The organism is Marinobacter sp. H13, from assembly GCF_059072335.1.
In genome coordinates, this window is the sequence record NZ_JCACRU010000001.1 from 208,548 (window position 1) to 227,956 (window position 19,409).

A 19,409-nucleotide genomic window follows, 5' to 3' on the forward strand; every position below is an offset into this window, starting at 1 on the left:
TCAGGTTGGTGGGGTAAAGGTGCCCCATCAACCATTAAATCCGTATACCCAATAAAGTTTTTGTGGAAGGGGGGGGTGTTACCGTTTCGTGCTTCCTGAACGCTGGCTTGCTGGACCGCCTTCACGTGATGGTCGCACCCATGATCATCGGCAGCGGCAGACCAGCCTTCTCACTTCCCGAGATCGACTTTCTGGATGATGCCTTGCGGCCGCGCGCCCAGCTGATAAACCTCGGCAGCGACATGCTGTTCGACCTCGACTTCACCCGTGATATGTAGGTCGAAAAAAAGCAGCCCCTGGCAAACTGGACGCCAAAACCAACGCTCCGTACCCAACGCTCAGCGCCACGCCCTGCTCCGCGGGCAATCCCGCCATCGGCCACAGCAAGGCTGCCGCGCCCTCGCGGATGCCCCAACCGGCAACCGTCAGCGGTACCACCATGCTGAGCAACAGGATACTGCCCAGACTGACAATAATGGCCGCCGACTCTGTGCTTTCGATGTAGCCTGCGCCCCAGGCCAGACAGAGAAACACCCCAAGATAGCTTGCCAACACCAGTAAAGATGAGCCAATCTGAACCGGCAACACCGTTCGGTTTAGCAAAGACTCATAGAGATCCCGCCTGAGCCGCTGAAGATAAGCCGCCAGCCCGGTTTTCAGGGCCAACCAGAGTGCAAGAAACACCCCAATAACGCCGGCGCCCAACCAGAGGCCGCCGTTCAAGTGATCAGCCGTTACCCGTCCGGAACCGAGCAGCCAGCTGCCCGATATGACAACCACGACCGCCAAAACCAATTGGCCCGAAAGTCGCTCGATGGCCACCCCGTGCACAGCGGAGAGGCGCTCTCCGGCGCCGCTGCCATGTCGCCAGGCCCGGTTTACGTCGCCAAGCACACCTCCCGGCAACACTTGGTTCAGAAACGTCGCCAGATAGTACTCCCGCACCGCTACTCCATAGGCCAGGGGCAGCCCGAGCCGTTCGACGGTGTAACGCCATCGCCAGGCAGACAACGCCACCTGAAAGACCGTAAGTGCCAGTGCGGGAACCATGACATAAGGAGAAAAGCGGGCAAGCTCCTGCCAGAGCTCACCCGAATCAATCGAGCGGATTACGAATCCGATAACCAGAACCGTGAATAACCAACGGGCCGCCAGCTTCACCTGCCTTTGACGCAGTTCGGTCAAGGCAATGCCTCGGGTGGCAGTGCCAGCAGATCCAGATGTCTCACAACAATCGTCAGATCCCCTTCGGATAACTGCTGATTGCGTGTCTCCAGCCAGCGTGACAATCGGTCCGCCTCGTGAGGTGACTGCTCAATGGCCGCTTCGATCCAGCCCTTCATCAGCATGTTGGCCAAGGCGTGATTCGCGCCATCCAGTATCCAGGGGGATTCCGCCAGTTCAACCCGGTAACCTTCGGCAACCAGCAGGTCTCGCAACACAGTGCTGGCTTCCGGCCCGAGCGCGGCACCAATTCCCTTGTCGCCGTGCTGGTGCCGATTTACCAATGTCTTCACCAGCTCATCATCAGGATGCTCGGGAGACAGCTCAAAGTGGCCGGCGTAGCTCAACACAATGAGCATCGCGGACTTCCTTCCTGCGGCTGCGAGGGCTAATGCATCCAGCCATGGCTCGGAAACCAGATCAATCAGTGCCGACGCTGTTATCAGGTCCGCCTCCCGGGGCAGTTGTTGCTCCATGTTTTCCGACGTCAGCTGAACCGGGCGGGTTTCAAACGGCACATCCAGGCGGTCCACACGCTGTCCGGCCTCCCGCAATAACGCAGAATCCTGATCCAGTGCCAGCCAAGTTTGAGGCACCTGCAGCGCAGGCACCAGGAATAGCGCGTTTGAGCCACGACCGGTTCCAATGTCGACAATTTGCATCGGGTAGTGGCTCTCGGGCGAAAAGCCATCATAACGATTCAACAACCAGTGATTGAGCTGATCGGTCAGCCCTTGTGAGCGAGCCCGGTGATCCGCTGCTTCCCGGGCTGCCAGCCATGTGCTCTCGAATCCAGAATGCTGGTGAAGATGCGTGGAAAGGCCACTGAAGTAGTGCAGTGCTTCTAAGACATCTTTGCCGGTATCCGCCCATGAGCGGATTCGGCGGGATTCCCTTGCGGCAAGTTTACGGGCGTGCTCAAGCTGTTCCGGATGTTCCAGCCAGTTCCTGAGGCGCGCCTCAAGGGCCCTGACATCGCCCGCACAATACTGAACCACACCAGGCCTGGCGGAGGTGTTGGCAAGGGCGCCGCCATCGGAGGAAATAACGGGTAGCCCTTCCGCCAGCGCCTCATCAATCACCATGCCATAGCCCTCGTACAGGGAGGGCAGCACAAAGAGATCCGCCTTGCGGTAGAGCTCGGCCAGCCCGGCTTCTTCGACTTCCCCTACCAGCGCAATCCTGTCTTCAAGGCCCGCTTCTGCAATCGCCCGGCGAACCTGCTGGCTATATTCCGGATCACGACTGTCAGACCCTGCCAACGTGCATTGCCACGACACGCCCTTCAGGTTTTCCAGCGCCTCCACCAATTGATGCTGGGCCTTTCGGGGTGACAGATGAGCAACGCACAGAATGTGAGGGGTACCAGTTTGCGACGACTGATCACAGCCTCTGGGGTTCGCGGCTCGGGTGACGCCCGGCTCGGCAACCCTGATCATCTCAGCCGGCACCTCATAATCCGCCAGGCGAGCGGCGGTATATTGGCTGGTGGTGATCACCCCGTTTACAAATCTAAGCGCGCGCGTTTCTGAATCAAAAAACCACTGTCTATTGGCTTCGCTGATCCCCGTTTCATCAGCCAGGGGGTGGTGTACCAGCGCGATCAGATTGAGGCGTGGAGAATGCTTTTCAACAATGTCCGGCAGCCCCCCCATGGCAAGACCATCGAGTACCACAGAGGCGCCATCAGGCAGACTCGCGAGCTTCTTATCCATCTCATTCCGGGCAACCCTGTCCGGGCGTGGAAACTGCCCGGGCAACCCACTGACCCGGGCTCTGCAACCGGCGTCGCCCAGGGCTTCCACGAGCTTGCGGACATACCGGTAGCCGCCCGTGTTCTGTTCCGGATCACCCGGAACAATAAACTCCAGGAAGCCCGGTTTGTCAGATTCCGGCATGGTAGCTTGCCCAGGCAATGTGGGATTCCGAGAGGGTGACTTTCAGGCTGACAATTCCTTCTCCTGTCTCGCCAAGACGGTCACCGTGAATGGCTGCCGCCATACGATCGAAAACCAGTTTGGCCATGAATTCGGTGGTGGTATTCCGGCCACGCAGTTCCGGCAACTCGTCCAGGTTCTGCATATTGAATTCGGAAAGAATGCTTTTGAGAAGTTCGGAAGCCAGGCCGATGTCGACGACCAGGTCGTCCTTATCCAGTTGGTGACGCTCAAAGGTCACGTCGACCACATAGGTGGCACCATGAACCTTCTGCGCAGGACCAAAGATCTCTCCGTTGAAGCTGTGGGCAATCATCATGTGGTCCCGGACCGTCAAACCGAACATAGTTTCTCCTTAGCAGGCAATTTTGGATTTTCAGTAAACAACGCGATGGCACAGAGTATCCCGGCCATCAATCAGAATTCGCGCCATGGATTTTGGTAGATCATCAAACTTGCACTCGCCGGTAATCAGCACATCCAGCGCATCGTCCTGGAGCAATTCCAATGAAAGCGCCAGGCGTTTGCGATAGTCCCACCGTGGGACTCGAGATGGCACTATCTGGCCCACCTGGCTGGATTTCAGGGTCAGACGCCGCGGATGGAATGCGGCCCCCAACGGTGCAGATACCAGCTGATCCCCGTACCAGCTCATTTCCACAATGGTCGCCTCCTGCCCTGCCAGCCCAAGAGCGGTCTCCAGGCCCGAGGGGTGGCCACTGGCATGGATAACAAGGTCGTGATCATCAGGGGCCGACTCACTGCTGAAGGTCAAACCGAGCTGTTCGGCAACGGCCTGTCTCTCTGGATTCGTATCGATCGCGGTGACACGGGCTCCCGGGATACGACTCGCCAGCCAGGCGACGAGCAGGCCAACAACACCAAGACCAACAACGGCAATGCGGTCACCGACTGCTGGCGCTCCATCCCAGAGGCCGTTTACAGCGGTTTCCATGTTGGCGGCAAGTATTGCTCGCTCGGCGGGCAGGTCTTTGGGCAGAGGCGTCAACGCCGACGCCGGCACCCGGTAGCAATTCTGATGCGGATAAAGGCAGAACACCGTTTGGCCCACTAACTCGGCAGGCCCTTCCACTACTTTGCCGACGCTGGCGTAGCCGTACTTTACCGGCCAGGGAAAATCTCCCTCCTGAAACGGCGCCCGCATGGCTGCGTATTCGCTCTTTGGTACCCGGCCATGGAAAACCAGTGATTCCGTGCCCCGACTGATACCCGAATACAGCGCCTGAACCGTGACCAATTCGTCCTTCTGCTCGTCATCAGAGGTAACCAGTGGCGTTTCCAGAATCTCGCCCTTGCCGGCGCCGGTTACCCACCAGGCCCGTGCCATCGATTCGGTGTTCGGTTCATCAGGGTCGCGATGCAAATGGAGCTCCTTTTTGGCAGTCTTCGCAAACGTATTGGTCGTCGCCCTGCCAGGGCTGAACCTTCAGGTCTGAACGCGGTCTATGCTCGTAAGCATGATCAGTTATACCAACTATAGTCAGTGTACAGCGCATCCGGGGTATTTGATGCCTGCAAACCTATACGCTGGAGTTCATTGATGGATTCTAACGGCCATTCAGCGTCGCAAAGGATGCCACTTGCCCTGGATCTCGTCTGGGGCTTTGGGCTTTTCGCCCTGTTCTGCGCAGCCACCGGCTGGTTAACCCAGCCCCCCGTCCTTTTCTACTTGCTGTCAGCAGTGCTTTACCTGGCGCTTTGTGCCCTGATCATCCGGTTCTGGCCCGAGGCCCGGGATTTCGGGTGGGCAAACCGGGCGACGCTGCTCAGAGGCAGTCTGGTGATAGTTTTAGTGGCGCTGGCCCCCTTTGCCGACCACCTTACCGATAGTCTCTGGCTCTATGGCTGGATTGCATTGCTGGCGCTGATTCTGGATGGCGTCGACGGCAAAGTCGCCAGGGCCACCGGCTCCCAGAGCGACTTTGGCGCTCGCTTCGACATGGAACTGGATGCCCTGTTTATTCTCGGCCTCAGCGTGGCTGTCCTGGCATTGGGCAAGGCGGGTCCCTGGGTTCTGGCCCTGGGCCTTATTCGCTATGCCTTCGTTATTGCGACTCACTTCCTGGACTGGCTGAATGCCCCACTGCCGGAGAGCTTCAGACGCAAGACGGTTTGCGTTTGGCAAATCGTTACCCTGCTGGTGGCCGTGTTGCCGCCGGTCAATGCGCTATTCGCCAGTATCACGCTTGCAACTGCTCTCGCACTGCTTGTGTGGTCGTTTTTCCTGGATATTCACTGGCTTTATCAGAGGAGACATCACCATGATGTTCATTAACCGGAAAACCCTTACCCGTTCCGCCATTGCCCTCCCTGCTGCACTCGCACTGAGCCCGGCAGCCATGGCCGAGCCAACAGATTTTGTCGTCGACGACGAGCACTTTTCAATGTTCTTCGAGATCATGCACATCGGCTACGCCCCGGTGATGGGGATGTTCCGCGAAGTCGAGGGACAATTTGTTTACGACGAGGAAGCGAGGGAGCTGAAATCCGGTCAGTTGGTTTTCCAGAGCGACAGTGTGTTCACCAATCATAAGAAACGCGACGACCACGTTCGCAATGCGGATTTTCTCGATGCCGACGAGTACCCAGAGATCATCTTCACTGTTACCGATTTCGAAACCACGGGGGAAAACACGGGCAAGGTAACTGGTGATCTGGAGTTACTTGGCCAGAAACGCCCCGTGGTGCTGGATGTGACCCTCAACAAGGCAGACGTTTACCCCTTTGGTCATGAGGAATACACACTGGGCATCAGCGCTTCCACCACCCTGAAACGCAGTGAATGGGGCATGACATACGGCCTTGATGGCGCGATGGTCGGTGATGAAGTGAAATTGCACTTTGGCTTCGAGGCCATTCGGGAATCCGGCATGTTCTGATCGCCGGCTGATCGGAATGTGAACCGCCGCACAACGCGGACACATTCTGTTACACATAGAGTCCGGATTTTTGGGGTGCGGCGGAAATCCCGTTATCTTTAGAGCTACAACAATAATCAAGGAACTGCCGCATGCCGGGCAAGGTCGCTCTTCTTCTGACACTGGTAACTACTGGGGTGGTTGGCGCGGGGTATCTGCTCTCCGCTGACAACCACACAGATTTCAGCTGGTTTTCGAAGGTGGTCGACTCGGCCGAGACGGCGCCTGTCCAAAGCGCAGGCCTGGCAAGGCAGTCTTCTACCGATCCCTCGGCTGAGCCGGAACCACCCTCGGATAATGCCCTCGGGTTCATGCTGGCCAGCGTTGCCGATCAATACGCTGAAACTACCCGATACCCTCCGTGGTCCATACCTCTCTCCCCGGAACAGGCGAACGCCTACGGTGGCAATCACTACGAGCCGGTCAGTCTGCCCCTCGAAGGTGACGGGCAGTTCACCGTAACGCTGGAGAAATACCGGTTTACTGCAGGGGAACAAATTCTTGTTGCAGCGGCTATCCGGGGCTCTCAGGTGGTCGGTCGCTCGCTGTCTGCAACGCTGGAGAGGCCGGAAAGCCGGGATGCCATCGCTGGCACCACCTTGGAAGAGGCGGGTTCCCCGGGTTACTTCGAGGGCGTTCTGTCCGCCGACGAATCACCGGGTGAATATCGGCTGATCGTTGAGGCCCGGCTTGACGGCAAACCAGTCCGCCATGTCTCAACACTGGCCATTGAACCTTACCTGGGCGAATTCGAGGGGCTTGGCGATGCCCGTATCCAGGGTAACAATCTGATAATTCCCGTTCGTTTCTCGCCGGAAGACTCCGGCTACTACGCGCTTTCGGCCCAGCTGTTTGTTGGCCAACGCCCGGTTGCTCAATTGCAGATGGAGAAAAGGCTGGACAGCACCTCAAACACGATCAATCTGAAGGCACACGGCACGGTATTGGCCGATCAGACGGTGGACGGCCAGCTACAGCTGAAAAACCTGCAGATTCGGCAGCTTCCCGCCCGGCCAGGTGACCGGACTAATTACGCTTTCGGCCCCGACGAGGGCTACGCTTTCACACCGCCGGATCTCGGCAGTCTTACCGATACACCGGCGGTGAATCCCGAATCAGAACAGCGCGCGGCTCTGCTGCGGCAGCTTGCCGACAAGTTCTGATGGCAGGGCGCAGGCTCTGCACCGGCTAACGCCGGGCTGTACCGCTACAAGTGGCGGATAAACGTCTTGTGACAACAATAAAGCAGCAAAGACGGAGCAACTATGAAAACAACAAAGATCGGAAATGCCTGTAAGACCGCCCTGGCGGTCGCTATCACCGGCAGCTTGTTTGCCGGCACCGCCCAGGCCCAACTGGCCGGGCACAACGTGATCCTGGTTCACGGATTCCAGCAACAAGACCTGGCCAACCCTCCCGCCAATCTGCAGGAGGTGAAGAACGCCGGCGAGGACTATTGGCGTACTTTCTGGCTCTCCCGGGCCGAGGCCCGTATCGACTGGGGCAGTGACGGGCGCGTTGAAGGTGGTATTGCCCAGCAAGCCTATGAACAGATGCGTCAGATCAGTCAGCAAGGTCTGTGCAATGACTTTTGCATCGTTGTTTCTCACTCTACCGGGGATCTCGTCACCCGGTATCTGCTGGAAAACCAGGCACGCTGGCTTCAATCCGAGGGCCTTCAGCCGTTGAAAATCCTGGCAACCCTGGATTACTCCGGCGCCGGCGGTGGCACTGAACTAGCCAACCTGGCACTCAGCCTTGCCTACAACGACAGCTGGTACAACTGGCCCCTCCGGGCAGCAGTAGAAGCCTTCACCGGCATTGAGCCGGAACCCGGCAAGCTGGGCGTGGTAACGAGCCAGGATGGCCCGGCCGCTCTTTACTTCAACCACTATCCGGTACTGATGAATGAGGGTGTCACCCACAGCGGCGTGCTCGGCTCCGAGACGGGCAACATCTCCGTTCCGGTGGTCAACAACACCACTCTCGGCGGTTTGCAGGTGGATTTCGCCAGCCGCACCTACAACAAGCGCGCCTGGTGGCAATGGTGGGGTTCCGGTGACCGGTACATTGAAGTGCCCGGCTCAGATCAGACGGACATGTCGAATCTGGTTTACACAACCCTGAATAACTGACCTTACACGGACGAATACTATAAAGGGCTCAGGGAAGAGCCGCTTCTCACCTCGGTAGTTCTACCCATCTTTCCTTTTTAGTTCGCAAACTATACATTGGTTCGCTTTCGCCGTTCGATTCAACCACTGCCGCCAAGCGATATCCGATGTCTGACACCCACAAATCCGATCTTCTACTGGTTGTTGTCACCCTGTTTGCAGCCATCAGCTGGATGTTTTCCAAGGAGGCTGTACTGCTGATGCCGCCCCTGATGTTCATGGCGGCCAGGTTTTTGATTGCCGGCACCGTGCTCGCCTTTTTCGCCCGTCGCTCGCTGATGAAACTGAGCGTCGATCAGCTTCGCCGAAGTGTGGGTGTCGGGCTGGTGTTTGGCACGGCCATGACCTGCTGGGTAATGGGACTGGTTCATATAACCAGTCTGGGTGAGGGCGCCTTTTTGACCAGCCTGGGTGTCGTAATAGTGCCGATTATCGCACGCCTGGTGTTCAAGGAAGCCCAACCGCCGAGCACATGGCTGGCGATTCCGATTGCCGTTGCCGGTCTCGCGCTGCTCTCCCTTGAAAACGGATTTCGCCCTGAAGCAGGCCAGATTTTCTTTGTCATGGCAGCGACAATTTTCGCCCTGTATTTCAATCTCAATACCCGGGCAGCCAACCAGAGAACCGTGATAAACCGGCTCGGCAGAACGGTGGAAAAGCACCGCGTACCCGCCCTGCCCCTGACAGCCATTGCGCTGCTGACGGTCGGCCTGCTTACCCTGGTTGAATCCATGATTATGGAGCCCTGGCGGCCTACCCTGAATAATCTCTCGCCAATGCTGGCCTGGTGGGTGGTGGCCAGTGCCGTGATTGGCACGGCCGGTCGTTTCCTGCTTCAGACGTTCGCCCAGAGCCTGTCTGCGAACAGCCATGGCGTGGTGATTCTGATACTTGAGCCGGTGTGGGTTGCTCTGTTCGCGGCAGGATGGTTTGGCGAGTCTATGACCGGCATTCAACTGGCCGGCTGTGGCCTCATCTTTGCCGCCCTGATCGTCAACCGCTGGGCCGTGCTGAGCAAAGCCATCAAGGAAAAACTCCGCAAGCGGAAAACCGCATAAAAGTGGTTGACCAGCATCGGCTGAATCAGTATATTTCGTCCCCGTTGCAGGACACAGGACCATAGCTCAGTTGGTTAGAGCGCTACCTTGACATGGTAGAGGTCCCCAGTTCGAATCTGGGTGGTCCTACCACTCCTGCTGAAAGAGTCAGTTGCTTACTCCCTGTAAGAACTGGCTTTTTTTGTGCCCGCTCATCATCCTCAGGCACTTCAATCGCTACGAACGATTCTTGCCCTGCTCCACTATGATCAGCCCTTCCAGATCAAAGCCCTCTGCCTTTGCGCGTCTCCTGAACGCCTCAATCGCCTCCTCACTGACCTCGGGGGTACGCGAGAGAAACCAGAGATAGTCACGGTTGTATCCCGTCACAAAGGCGTATGAATAGTGTTCCTTGTCGAGTTCAAACACCACATAAGAGGCGTAGAAAGGTCCGAAGAAAGACACCTTCAGGTGGCCTGTGCTCTCATCCTCGACAAACACCGCTCGGCCGTCCGCCTCCTCCCATTTTCCTTTTTCGACGTTATAACCCCGATTGATTACCTCGATGCTGCCGTCGTCGTTACGGCTGTATTCCGCGCGAACATTGGTGAGACCCCGCTCAAAGGAATGGTCCAGGCGGGCGATTTCGTACCAGGTACCCAGGTAACGGTCACTCTCAAAACCGGAGACTGGCTCAATACCCTCTGGAAGACCGGTGCAGCCGGTCATGCCGATAAGCGCGGCTACCAGAAACCATCTTTTTAACACTGCCATCATCGCCAATGCTCCATTGTCGAGTCCCAGATACGAGAAGGGCCAGCAGTTGCTGGCCCTCTTTTATACGTTGTAGAAGTCCCGATACCAGTCCACAAACCACGCAATACCCTCCTCTACGGGGGTAGCTGGCTTATAGCCCACATCGTCGATCAGATCATCAACATTGGCGTAGGTGGCCGGCACGTCGCCCGGCTGCAACGGAAGCAGGTTTTTCTGGGCCTTCTTCCCGACTCGGTCCTCGATAATCTCGATAAAGCGAGACAGCTCAACCGGGTTGTTACTACCGATGTTGTACAGACGATAAGGCGCTTTGCTGGTGCCGGGATCCGGGTTTGCTCCGCTCCACTCATCGTTTGGTTCGGCAACGTGGTCCAGGGTCCGGATTACGCCTTCGACGATGTCGTCGATGTAGGTGAAATCCCGGCGGTGGTGGCCATGGTTGAAGACGTCGATGGGCTCGCCGGCAAGGATCTTTTTCGTAAAGATAAACAAGGCCATATCCGGACGACCCCAGGGACCATAGACTGTAAAAAACCGCAGCCCGGTGGTCGGCAGGTTGTACAGGTGGCTGTACGTGTGGGCCATGAGCTCGTTAGCCTTCTTGGAGGCCGCGTAGAGACTCAGCGGGTGATCCACGTTGTCGTGCACCGAGAACGGCATGGTCTCGTTGGCACCGTACACCGAGCTGCTGGACGCATAGACGAGGTGCTTGACCTTATTGTGCCTGCACCCTTCAAGGATGTTCATGAAACCAACGAGGTTGGCGTCCACATAAGCGTGAGGATTCTCGATGGAATATCGGACACCCGCCTGGGCCGCCAGGTGCACTACCCGCTCGGGTTTGTGCTCGGCGAAAAGAGCTTCCATGGCGGCGCGGTCAGCCACATCCTGACGGACTTCGGTAAAACCGGCTTTGTCGGTCAGGCGCTTCAGCCGCGCTTCCTTCAGGTTAACATCGTAGTAATCATTGACGTTATCAACGCCAATGATTTCATCGCCCCGATCAAGCAGGCGATGAGCCAGGTGTGAACCGATAAAACCGGCCGTTCCGGTAACAAGAATCTTCACGTGTCTCTCCCTGAAAAGACTGCCGGTCTCAGAACGAGACCCCGGCACTCACGAACGGTCCGCCTATCTCGACATCAAGCCGGTCATTGCCATCTTCGTAATCAATAGACATCTGACGATAGCCTGCGCGGAACTGGATCAATGAGATCTCGTACTGGCCGTAGGCGTTGAAATCGTGCAGAGAGTCACCGTCGAAGCTGATGAAGTTGCCTTCTGCACCTACTGATACGCCGGTTAACGGCAGATCAAATCGGGCTGCGAGATAGCCCATGGGAATCACGCCATCAATGCTCGTTTCGCTAGTGGCCAACCCATTCGCTTGCCGCACGATCAGGTCGCCCGTCAAATCGCGGGCAGTGAGGCCAAGGTCGAGATTTACCCAGTTATCAAGCACTTCGTAATACAGGGTCAGATCCAACTGTTCCAGATCCAGATCAGACTGGACATCACCAGTAACACCGTCGAAGCCAGCCAGACCTACATCGCCTCGACCACTTTGCTCAACCAAAGTGTAGTTCAACCGAACATTGGGCAACAGCGGCACCGGATGCTCAAGGTACAGGGAGGCATCGGCGTTGGCATCGCTATCGAGATTCAGATCGTTCTCGACATCCACAAGGTCGTTGTTGGTGGCAGCCTGGCCGGACAGATCCGAATCCCAGTAACTTACGCTGGCTCCGAGACCAACCACATCTGCCTGTGACACAGGCGCCACCAGAAACAGTGAACCACCTACAGCAAGCATCAGTTTACGCATGACACACCTTTGAATTTGTTGTCAGTTTCAGTCAGTCGAACTGGATTCCCAGACGGCGCCCGACTTCTTCGTACGTTTCGATCACTTCGCCAAGCCCCTGGCGGAAACGATCCTTATCCATTTTCTTGCGGGTTTCCTTGTCCCAGATCCGGCAACCGTCCGGACTGAATTCGTCACCCAGAACGATCTTGCCCTCGCAGCGACCAAACTCCAGCTTGTAATCCACAAGTAGCATGCCTGCCTCGTCAAACAGGGCCTTCAGCACGTCGTTAACCCGATAGGTCAACGATTTCATCTGCTCCAGCTCATCCGCCGCGGCCCAGCCAAAGCTGACGGCCAGGGATTCGTTGACCATCGGATCGTGGAGTGCGTCGTTCTTGAGGAACAGTTCGTAGGTGGGCGGATTCAGTTCCTGCCCCTCCGCCACGCCAAGACGACGGCAGAGACTGCCGGCGGAAACATTGCGAACCACGCATTCAACCGGAATCATATCCAGCTTCTTGACGAGAGATTCGGTGGACGACAGCAACCCTTCAAAATGGGTCGGCACACCTGCCGCTTCCAGCTTCTCCATGATGAACGCATTGAACTTGTTATTCACCATGCCCTTGCGATTGAGCTGTTCCTTTTTCTCACCATCGAAGGCGGATGTGTCGTCACGGAATACCAGCACGAAACGTTCGGGGTTGTCGGTACGGTAGACGGATTTTGCCTTGCCGGCGTAGAGTTCTTCGCGTTTTTCCATTGGGGTCTCCGAAAAGCGGCCGCCTCTGGCGGCCTCTTCCTGAATCAGTATAGGTAATCGAACAGTTGCTCGAGCAGATCCGGCGTCGTCCGGCTGCCAGTGTAACCCGGAACGTCCTCGGCAGAGATGACAATGGCGTCGCTCTGCTGGCTAAGGCTGACTGTGTGCGTATGCTGGGGTGCGTCCTTGTCGCTGAACCAGCTGAACCAGCCCGGATCCCGCTCGTCTTCGGTGCGGAAATCGACATGGAACCAGCCTTCACTGCGGTTCAGATCGACAACGGGAATGCCGGAATCTGTAAGTGCCCGACTTACTTCCGCCCAGGAACGACCATAATCAAGCTCCATGCGGATCGCGACGGCTTCATCGTTTTCCGAGATCAGGCGAACCAGCGGATCGCTGACCATTCCGGATGCCGCCCGGGAAAAGGACTTGGTTTCTTCACGCGCTCGGAGAAAGTCACCCAGATCGGACAGCAGGCGTCTCTGCAATTCCAGAGCCTGCTCGGAGGGATCAGAAACGCCAGTCCAGGGGATCAGCTCATCCGGCTGATCTTCAACATCAAGCCGGCGTACCTGCACCTCTGTGGTCTTGCGTCGCACACCGGGAGCCATCCGAACTTGAAGAACGACTTTCTGTTCGCCGGCAGATGGGTTATCCGACAGCTCTACAAGGTTTCGGGCACGCTTGCTGAAATTGGCAAGTTCGGTCTGCAGGATGCCCAACTGGGGACTGTCGAAGCCGACGCCAAGACCCCGCTCGGACAGATAGCTGTTTACCGCAGGCCAGATTCTGCCCGGCACGTCGTTGACCAGGAGCCAGAGCCGACCATCCAGCTCTTCGATAACGTAGTTTTCATCAAGGATGTCCGATGTCATGTCCGGCGGACGCGGAATATCGGACGGATACATTTTGCTGGCGTCGGCCGGCTGGACATCACGGATGGGCATGGTCTGACTGAAACGGGAATCGTCGGCAGTCTCCGGCAATTCCAGTGGTTTTCCTTCCGTGGCATTCACATAGCGTTCGGAGCGGTCTTCAACCAGACTGCAGCCCGAGGCTGCTGCCAGAAGCAACAGCCCGGATGCGACAACAACGGGTTTGAACATCAGGGTACTACCGGTTCCTTTTAGAACCTGCATCAGGTTACTCCGGTGATGGGATGATTTAAGCAAACTCAGAGAACACCTGAGGCCTTGAGGGCATCTTCCACTTCGCCATGGAACTTTTCGCTGAGCACGGTCAGCGGCAGGCGGATGCCTTCCCCAATCATTCCCATATGATGGAGCGCCCATTTCACCGGGATAGGATTCGCTTCGAGGAACAGCTTCCGGTTAAGGGGCATGAGCAGTTCGTTCAAACGCTCGGTTTCCTCACGATTTCCGGCAACAGCGGCTTCGCACAGCTGGGACATTGCCTTCGGGGCGACGTTCGCGGTGACGGACACGTTGCCCTTGGCACCGGCCAGCATAAGTTCCGCTGCCGTTGCGTCATCACCTGAATAGACAGCCAGACGGCCATCCAACGCTTCAATCAGTTCGGCACCCCGGGGAATGTTGCCGGTGGCGTCTTTGATGCCCACGATATTCGGAATATCGGCAAGCCGGAGCACGGTCTCGTTCAGCATGTCGCACGCTGTCCTGCCGGGCACGTTGTACAGCATCTGGTTCATGCTGGGGACGGCTTCGGCAATCGCCTTGAAGTGCTGATACAGGCCTTCCTGGGTCGGCTTGTTGTAGTAGGGAACAACGAGCAGGCAGGCATCTGCGCCAAGCTTATGGGCCTCGGCCGTCAGTTCAATGGCCTCACGGGTGCTGTTGCCGCCGGTGCCCGCAATAACCGGGATGCGACCATTAACACGTTTGATGATGTGGCCAATGGTCTGGCAATGCTCTTCCGGGTCGAGCGTTGCGGATTCGCCGGTGGTGCCCACAGCAACGATGCCGTGTGTGCCGTTTTCGATATGAAAGTCTACCAGCTTGTCCAGATCCTCCCAGTGGATGTCACCGTTTGGATGCATGGGCGTGACCAGTGCGACAAGGCTACCCGTAATCATAAAAGCTCCGTCCGAATAAAACCGATATGGTAATGTTGGGCACGAACTGACACAAGGGAATTAAAGGAGATGTCATGCCATCCGTTGAGTTAAACAAACCCGTACCGGATTTTGAAGCACCCGCTACCGGAGACCAGACTGTTCGCCTGGACGATCTGAAAGGTCAGAACGTGGTGATTTATTTCTATCCGAAAGACAACACCCCTGGCTGTACTACTGAGGGACAGGACTTCCGGGACCGGATGAAGCAATTTGAGGAGCTTGATACGGTGATTCTCGGCGTATCGAGGGACGGCCTGAAAGCCCATGAGAATTTCCGGGCCAAGCATGAGTTTCCCTTTCACCTGATTTCAGACAAGGACGAGGCCCTGTGCACCCTCTTCGACGTGATCAAGCTGAAAAAGCTTTACGGGAAGGAGTACATGGGAGTTGACCGGAGCACCTTCCTGATCGACAAGGATGGCGTGCTGCGGGCTGAATGGCGCGGCGTAAAAGTGAAAGGCCACGCTGACGAGGTGCTAGAGGCTGTCAAGGCACTTTAAGCGCCTGTCAGGCGCTTCCGGGTTCCGCCGGCGGCGCCGACTCCTTCACTGGCCAGGCAGCAAACACCGCCTTGAGCATGGTAGCCAGTGGAATTGCAAAGAAAACACCCCACAAGCCCCAGATTCCCCCGAAGAACAGCACCGCGACGATAATGGCCACCGGGTGCAGATTGTTGACCTCCGAGAACAGAATGGGCACCAGAACATTGCCGTCAAGCGCCTGAATGACACCGTAGATGACCATCACCCAGATGAACTGGCTGCCCCAGCCGAAGGCGAACAGGGCAATCACCGCAACAGGGATGGTGACGACGGCCGCGCCGATATAAGGAATCACCACACTCAGCCCCACCAACAGCGAGAGCAGCGCAGCGTAAGGCATCCCCAGCAGCTTGAAGGCAATGTAGGTGGCGCCGCCCACAATCAGGATCTCGACGGCTTTGCCGCGCACGTAGTTGGCGCACTGGAGGTTCACCTCGTGCCAGATCTGCAGCATCATCGGGCGCTGAGGTGGCAGCAGCCGAGCGATGGAGTTGAGCAGCACCTCCCTGTCCTTCAGGAAGAAGAACACCAGGATAGGCACCAGCACCATGTATATCAGCAACGCCACGAGATCTGGAATACTGGACAGCGAGAACGACACCAGCCATTGGGTCATGTGCCCCACTTCCGTACTCACCTGGATGTAAACGGTGCTGACAGCTTCTCCGGAGATCAGGTGGGGATACTGCTGCGGCAACAGCTCAAGATAGGATTGCAGCTCCCGGATAATGCGTGGCGCCTCGCCGGCCAGGTTGCTCAACTGCGTCCAGATCAGCGGAAGCAGGCCAAACAGGAAGCCAACAAGCACGCCGAGGAAAACCAGGAAAACCCCAATAATGGATACCGTCTCCGGCACGCCCAGCTTGTTGAGCTTGGTGACCAGACCCTGCAGAATAAAGGCCACAATCAGCGAGGCAATGGCCGGCGCAAGCATGGCACCGAACCAGATAACAAAAATGGTTCCTGTCACCAGTATCAGGAACAGGATGACCGCTTCTTCATCCGAGAAGTATTTGTGCGCGAGACCGCGTAATGTCCTGATCATTTACAGCTCCGAAATCTTAACCGCCGCACTTTATCACAAACCGGTACTGCCCGGCGGTTTCAGAACTGCTCATCAACTTGTGATCGGACATCTGCAGAAAGGCCGGAATATCCCTGGCGGAACCTGCGTCCGTAGCAATCACCTCGAGTTCTTCACCGGGCGCCATGCTGTTCAGTTCCAGCTTTGTCTTCAGCAGCGGCATCGGGCAGCGCAACCCTGAGGCATCAAGCGTTCGATCAACCATACTAGCGATACACCATCACAAAATAATAAGCGGATTTAACAAGCAGGCATTATGCCGACAGTGATAATGTATTGCATCACAATCCTCGTTAACCAGAGGATCAGAACTTTGTATCGCAAACCGCTGTCAAACCGGCGATTCAGACCACAGGCACCCGGCTTTACATGATTGCTATCCAACCCAGATCCCGAACGCTACCGGCCATGGCCATCACCGCCCTGCTGGCCCTGCTGCTTTTTTCAATGCCGGGCCACGCTCAGGAGAGCAGGCTGCCAAGCATTGGCGGTTCCGGTGGAGGCCTGATCGCGGGCCAGCAGGAATCGGATATTGGCCAGCAGGTAATGGTATCTATCCGCCGATCCGCGCCGAGAATCAGCGACCCCCTGGTGTATGACTACCTCAGCGCCGTTACCTATCGCCTGGTGCCCTCGGCCCCACTCCAGAATCGGGACCTGACCCTGGCATTGATCGACAGTCCTGCTATCAACGCATTTGCGGTGCCCGGTGGCATTGTAGGCGTTAATGGCGGTCTGTTTCTCAATGCTGCGACCGAGCAACAATTTGCGTCCGTTCTCGCCCACGAACTTGCTCACCTCAGCCAGCGGCATTTTGCACGGCGCATGGAGCAGCAGGAAACCAGCGCTCCGCTCACACTCGCCGGTATGATTGCCGGCATTGTCCTGTCGGCGGTCACCCAGTCTGACATCGGTTTTGCCGCCATTGCCGGGACCCAGGCCCTGGCCGCCCAGAACATGCTCGCCTACAGCCGCTCCCACGAACAGGAAGCCGACCGGGTCGGTCTGGACATTCTGGCCAGCGCCGGGATGGACCCTCGTGGCATGCCGGAAATGTTTGAAATCATGATGCGCCAGAACCGCATGCAGGGAAATCGACTGCCAGAGTATCTGTCTACGCACCCGTTAACCCAGAGCCGCGTGGCCGACACCCGGAATCGTGCCGAACAGTATCCAGATGAAAACATCCGGGACGGCCAGGAATACCATCTGATGCGCAGCCGGCTGCAAGTGCATTACGCGCCCTCCCCCGACGTAGCCGTCGAAACCTTTGAAGCCTACCTCGATCGGCCGGATGCCCAGAGAAACGAAGCCATCCGGTATGGCTTGTCCGTGGCCTACCTCGAGGACCGGCAATACGAGAAGGCAGTGGATATACTGAACGATCTGCTGGCCACGAATCCGGGCCGAATCACCTTCCAGGTAACCCTCGCAGAGGTCAGGCTTGCACAAGATCGTGTGGACGAGGCTCGATCCATTCTGAAAGACGCACTGGCGAGGAATCCGGGGAACTATCCAATCACCCACACCCTCGCCCTCACGGAAATAGCCGATGGTAATGGCGCCGCTGCGGCGGAGCATCTCAAACAGCTGACCCGTCAGCTACCGGGACAGGAGCATCTCTGGCTGAAACTGGCCGAGGCGGAGGGCATGGCAAGGAATATTGTGGGCGTGCATCGTGCCCGGGCAGAGTACGATGTTCTGATGGGCGATCTGGAGTCTGCCCAGCGTCAGCTAAGGCAGGCTCAGGAGAAGTTGCCGGCCGGGGCGCCACAGAGGCAGATTGTGACCGAGCGGCTGGCAGAAATCACCAGCCGCCTGCACGCCAGGGCCAACAGCTGATCAGGCGTTGCCAGCAGCCTTGAGATTCATGTTGGCGGTAAAATCCAACATGCGCTGCAGAGGCTGCAGCGCTTTCTCTCTCAGTTCCGGATCCACGAACACTTCCTGATCGCCCCGCTCCAGTACCTGTAGCAGATTCTGAAGGCCATTCATCGCCATCCAGGGGCAATGGGCGCAGCTACGGCAGGTAGCTCCATTGCCTGCGGTGGGCGCTTCAATCAGCGTTTTGTTCGGAGCCAGTTGCTGCATCTTGTAGAAAATGCCGTTGTCAGTGGCAACGATGAACTTTTCGTTAGGCATGGTCTGGACAGCATGAATCAGCTGCGAGGTTGAACCCACAACATCCGCCATCTCAACAACGGCATCGGGCGATTCCGGGTGGACCAGTACCGCCGCGTCCGGATAAAGGGCCTTCAGATCCTCCAGCCCGCGGGATTTGAATTCCTCATGAACGATGCAGGAACCGTCCCAGAGCAGCATATCAGCACCCGTCGTTTTCTGGACGTAGTGCCCGAGGTGCTTATCCGGCGCCCAGAGGATTTTTTCGCCGCGGGCATCCAGATCTTCAACAATAGCCTGGGCACAGCTTGAGGTAACCACCCAGTCCGCCCTCGCCTTCACAGCCGCAGACGTATTAGCGTAGACCACGACCGTGCGATCCGGGTGCTGGTCACAAAACTCGGCGAACTCATCGGCAGGACAGCCCACATCCAGGGAACAGGTCGCCTCAAGCGTTGGCATCAGAACGCGCTTTTCAGGATTCAGGATCTTGGCGGTTTCGCCCATGAACCTCACGCCGGCAACAACGATGGTGGAGGCCGAATGTTGGTTGCCAAAACGGGCCATCTCGAGGGAGTCCGCAACACAGCCACCGGTTTCCTCGGCAAGCCGCTGGATATCGGGATCGGTGTAATAGTGAGCCACAAGCACCGCATCCTGCTCCTTCAGAGCCGATTTTATACGAGCCTCCAGGTCGGACTTTTCGTCCGCGCTGAGCGGCTTTGGCTCGGCAGCATGCGCCAGGTGCTCTTGTACAAGGATACGGTCTTCAGCGTATGTCATTACTGCGTCTCTGTATTGCGTGAACCCGGACATTATAACATTCATGCCCCAGGCTTAATGTTTCTGAAACAGTGCGATCATACACTTGTGATCGCTTTGCCTGTTCCCTGTTTACCTAGGTAG

Annotated in this window: 21 protein-coding genes and 1 tRNA gene; 9 read left to right on the top strand and 13 right to left on the bottom strand. The window is 57.1% G+C overall.

Features of this window, described 5'->3' with window-relative positions; genetic code table 11:
• Positions 1-62: 62 nt before the first annotated feature.
• Complete coding sequence (locus AC5JQH_RS00940; RefSeq protein ID WP_493805185.1) at positions 63-278, top strand: dihydrofolate reductase family protein; 216 nt, start codon at positions 63-65, stop codon at positions 276-278.
• Here the strand turns inward: AC5JQH_RS00940 and AC5JQH_RS00945 are convergent.
• From AC5JQH_RS00945 to AC5JQH_RS00960, 4 genes are read right to left on the bottom strand one after another with little or no spacing between them, the layout of a single operon-like run.
• Positions 262-1,185, bottom strand: coding sequence for a lysylphosphatidylglycerol synthase transmembrane domain-containing protein (locus AC5JQH_RS00945; protein ID WP_493805186.1), 924 nt, complete (start codon positions 1,183-1,185; stop codon positions 262-264). The genes AC5JQH_RS00940 and AC5JQH_RS00945 overlap by 17 nt on opposite strands.
• Positions 1,182-3,122 carry a glycosyltransferase family 4 protein gene (locus tag AC5JQH_RS00950; protein ID WP_493805187.1) on the bottom strand — a complete coding sequence of 647 codons (1,941 nt, stop codon included), beginning with the start codon at positions 3,120-3,122 and terminating at the stop codon, positions 1,182-1,184. Before AC5JQH_RS00950 ends, AC5JQH_RS00945 begins: the two co-directional genes overlap by 4 nt.
• Positions 3,109-3,507 carry a 6-pyruvoyl trahydropterin synthase family protein gene (locus AC5JQH_RS00955; RefSeq protein ID WP_493805188.1) on the bottom strand — a complete coding sequence of 133 codons (399 nt, stop codon included), beginning with the start codon at positions 3,505-3,507 and terminating at the stop codon, positions 3,109-3,111. Before AC5JQH_RS00955 ends, AC5JQH_RS00950 begins: the two co-directional genes overlap by 14 nt.
• A gap of 30 nt (positions 3,508-3,537) precedes the next feature.
• Positions 3,538-4,545 (bottom strand): zinc-dependent alcohol dehydrogenase, encoded by a 1,008-nt coding sequence (locus AC5JQH_RS00960; RefSeq protein ID WP_493805189.1) that lies wholly within the window; start codon positions 4,543-4,545, stop codon positions 3,538-3,540.
• A 177-nt stretch (positions 4,546-4,722) separates the two neighbouring features.
• On the opposite strand from AC5JQH_RS00960, the gene AC5JQH_RS00965 reads away from it, so the two are divergent.
• The 6 genes from AC5JQH_RS00965 to AC5JQH_RS00990 all read left to right on the top strand — a co-directional run bounded on the left by AC5JQH_RS00965 (position 4,723) and on the right by AC5JQH_RS00990 (position 9,464).
• Complete coding sequence (locus tag AC5JQH_RS00965; RefSeq protein WP_491713418.1) at positions 4,723-5,457, top strand: CDP-alcohol phosphatidyltransferase family protein; 735 nt, start codon at positions 4,723-4,725, stop codon at positions 5,455-5,457.
• Positions 5,444-6,061 carry a YceI family protein gene (locus AC5JQH_RS00970; protein ID WP_053112157.1) on the top strand — a complete coding sequence of 206 codons (618 nt, stop codon included), beginning with the start codon at positions 5,444-5,446 and terminating at the stop codon, positions 6,059-6,061. The genes AC5JQH_RS00965 and AC5JQH_RS00970 overlap by 14 nt, the downstream gene beginning before the upstream one ends.
• A gap of 131 nt (positions 6,062-6,192) precedes the next feature.
• Complete coding sequence (locus tag AC5JQH_RS00975) at positions 6,193-7,263, top strand: hypothetical protein (protein WP_273095889.1); 1,071 nt, start codon at positions 6,193-6,195, stop codon at positions 7,261-7,263.
• Positions 7,264-7,365: 102 nt separating this feature from the next.
• Positions 7,366-8,235, top strand: a complete 870-nt coding sequence (locus AC5JQH_RS00980) for a hypothetical protein (protein ID WP_493805190.1) — start codon at positions 7,366-7,368, stop codon at positions 8,233-8,235.
• A gap of 146 nt (positions 8,236-8,381) precedes the next feature.
• Complete coding sequence (locus tag AC5JQH_RS00985) at positions 8,382-9,332, top strand: DMT family transporter (protein ID WP_338354852.1); 951 nt, start codon at positions 8,382-8,384, stop codon at positions 9,330-9,332.
• Positions 9,333-9,387: 55 nt separating this feature from the next.
• Positions 9,388-9,464: transfer RNA gene (locus AC5JQH_RS00990), tRNA-Val, on the top strand.
• A gap of 84 nt (positions 9,465-9,548) precedes the next feature.
• Here the strand turns inward: AC5JQH_RS00990 and AC5JQH_RS00995 are convergent.
• From AC5JQH_RS00995 to dapA, 6 genes are read right to left on the bottom strand one after another with little or no spacing between them, the layout of a single operon-like run.
• Entirely contained in the window at positions 9,549-10,088 is a 540-nt protein-coding gene (locus AC5JQH_RS00995) for a lipocalin family protein (RefSeq protein ID WP_493805191.1), read from the bottom strand.
• Between the two features lie 60 nt (positions 10,089-10,148).
• On the bottom strand, positions 10,149-11,156 hold the full coding sequence (locus AC5JQH_RS01000; RefSeq protein ID WP_491713421.1) for an NAD-dependent epimerase: 1,008 nt from the start codon (positions 11,154-11,156) through the stop codon (positions 10,149-10,151).
• Positions 11,157-11,184: 28 nt separating this feature from the next.
• The gene (locus AC5JQH_RS01005; RefSeq protein WP_491713422.1) at positions 11,185-11,913 is read right to left on the bottom strand and encodes a TIGR04219 family outer membrane beta-barrel protein; all 729 of its coding nucleotides are present in this window, start codon (positions 11,911-11,913) and stop codon (positions 11,185-11,187) included.
• A 31-nt stretch (positions 11,914-11,944) separates the two neighbouring features.
• Entirely contained in the window at positions 11,945-12,658 is a 714-nt protein-coding gene (gene purC, locus AC5JQH_RS01010) for a phosphoribosylaminoimidazolesuccinocarboxamide synthase (RefSeq protein WP_008169108.1), read from the bottom strand.
• Positions 12,659-12,702: 44 nt separating this feature from the next.
• Positions 12,703-13,800 (bottom strand): NlpB/DapX family lipoprotein, encoded by a 1,098-nt coding sequence (bamC, locus tag AC5JQH_RS01015; RefSeq protein ID WP_008169110.1) that lies wholly within the window; start codon positions 13,798-13,800, stop codon positions 12,703-12,705.
• A 35-nt stretch (positions 13,801-13,835) separates the two neighbouring features.
• Entirely contained in the window at positions 13,836-14,714 is an 879-nt protein-coding gene (gene dapA, locus AC5JQH_RS01020; protein WP_092029757.1) for a 4-hydroxy-tetrahydrodipicolinate synthase, read from the bottom strand.
• Positions 14,715-14,788: 74 nt separating this feature from the next.
• On the opposite strand from dapA, the gene AC5JQH_RS01025 reads away from it, so the two are divergent.
• Complete coding sequence (locus AC5JQH_RS01025; protein ID WP_053112173.1) at positions 14,789-15,256, top strand: peroxiredoxin; 468 nt, start codon at positions 14,789-14,791, stop codon at positions 15,254-15,256.
• 7 nt (positions 15,257-15,263) lie between these two features.
• Here AC5JQH_RS01025 and AC5JQH_RS01030 read toward each other — a convergent pair whose 3' ends face one another.
• Positions 15,264-16,343 (bottom strand): AI-2E family transporter, encoded by a 1,080-nt coding sequence (locus tag AC5JQH_RS01030; protein ID WP_286802558.1) that lies wholly within the window; start codon positions 16,341-16,343, stop codon positions 15,264-15,266.
• A gap of 16 nt (positions 16,344-16,359) precedes the next feature.
• Complete coding sequence (locus AC5JQH_RS01035) at positions 16,360-16,587, bottom strand: sulfurtransferase TusA family protein (protein WP_008169116.1); 228 nt, start codon at positions 16,585-16,587, stop codon at positions 16,360-16,362.
• Between the two features lie 203 nt (positions 16,588-16,790).
• On the opposite strand from AC5JQH_RS01035, the gene AC5JQH_RS01040 reads away from it, so the two are divergent.
• Positions 16,791-18,224: a M48 family metalloprotease gene (locus tag AC5JQH_RS01040; RefSeq protein WP_493805964.1), complete on the top strand. Its 1,434-nt coding sequence runs from the start codon at positions 16,791-16,793 to the stop codon at positions 18,222-18,224.
• Here AC5JQH_RS01040 and nadA read toward each other — a convergent pair whose 3' ends face one another.
• On the bottom strand, positions 18,225-19,286 hold the full coding sequence (nadA, locus tag AC5JQH_RS01045; RefSeq protein ID WP_014577384.1) for a quinolinate synthase NadA: 1,062 nt from the start codon (positions 19,284-19,286) through the stop codon (positions 18,225-18,227).
• Between the last annotated feature and the right edge of the window lie 123 nt (positions 19,287-19,409).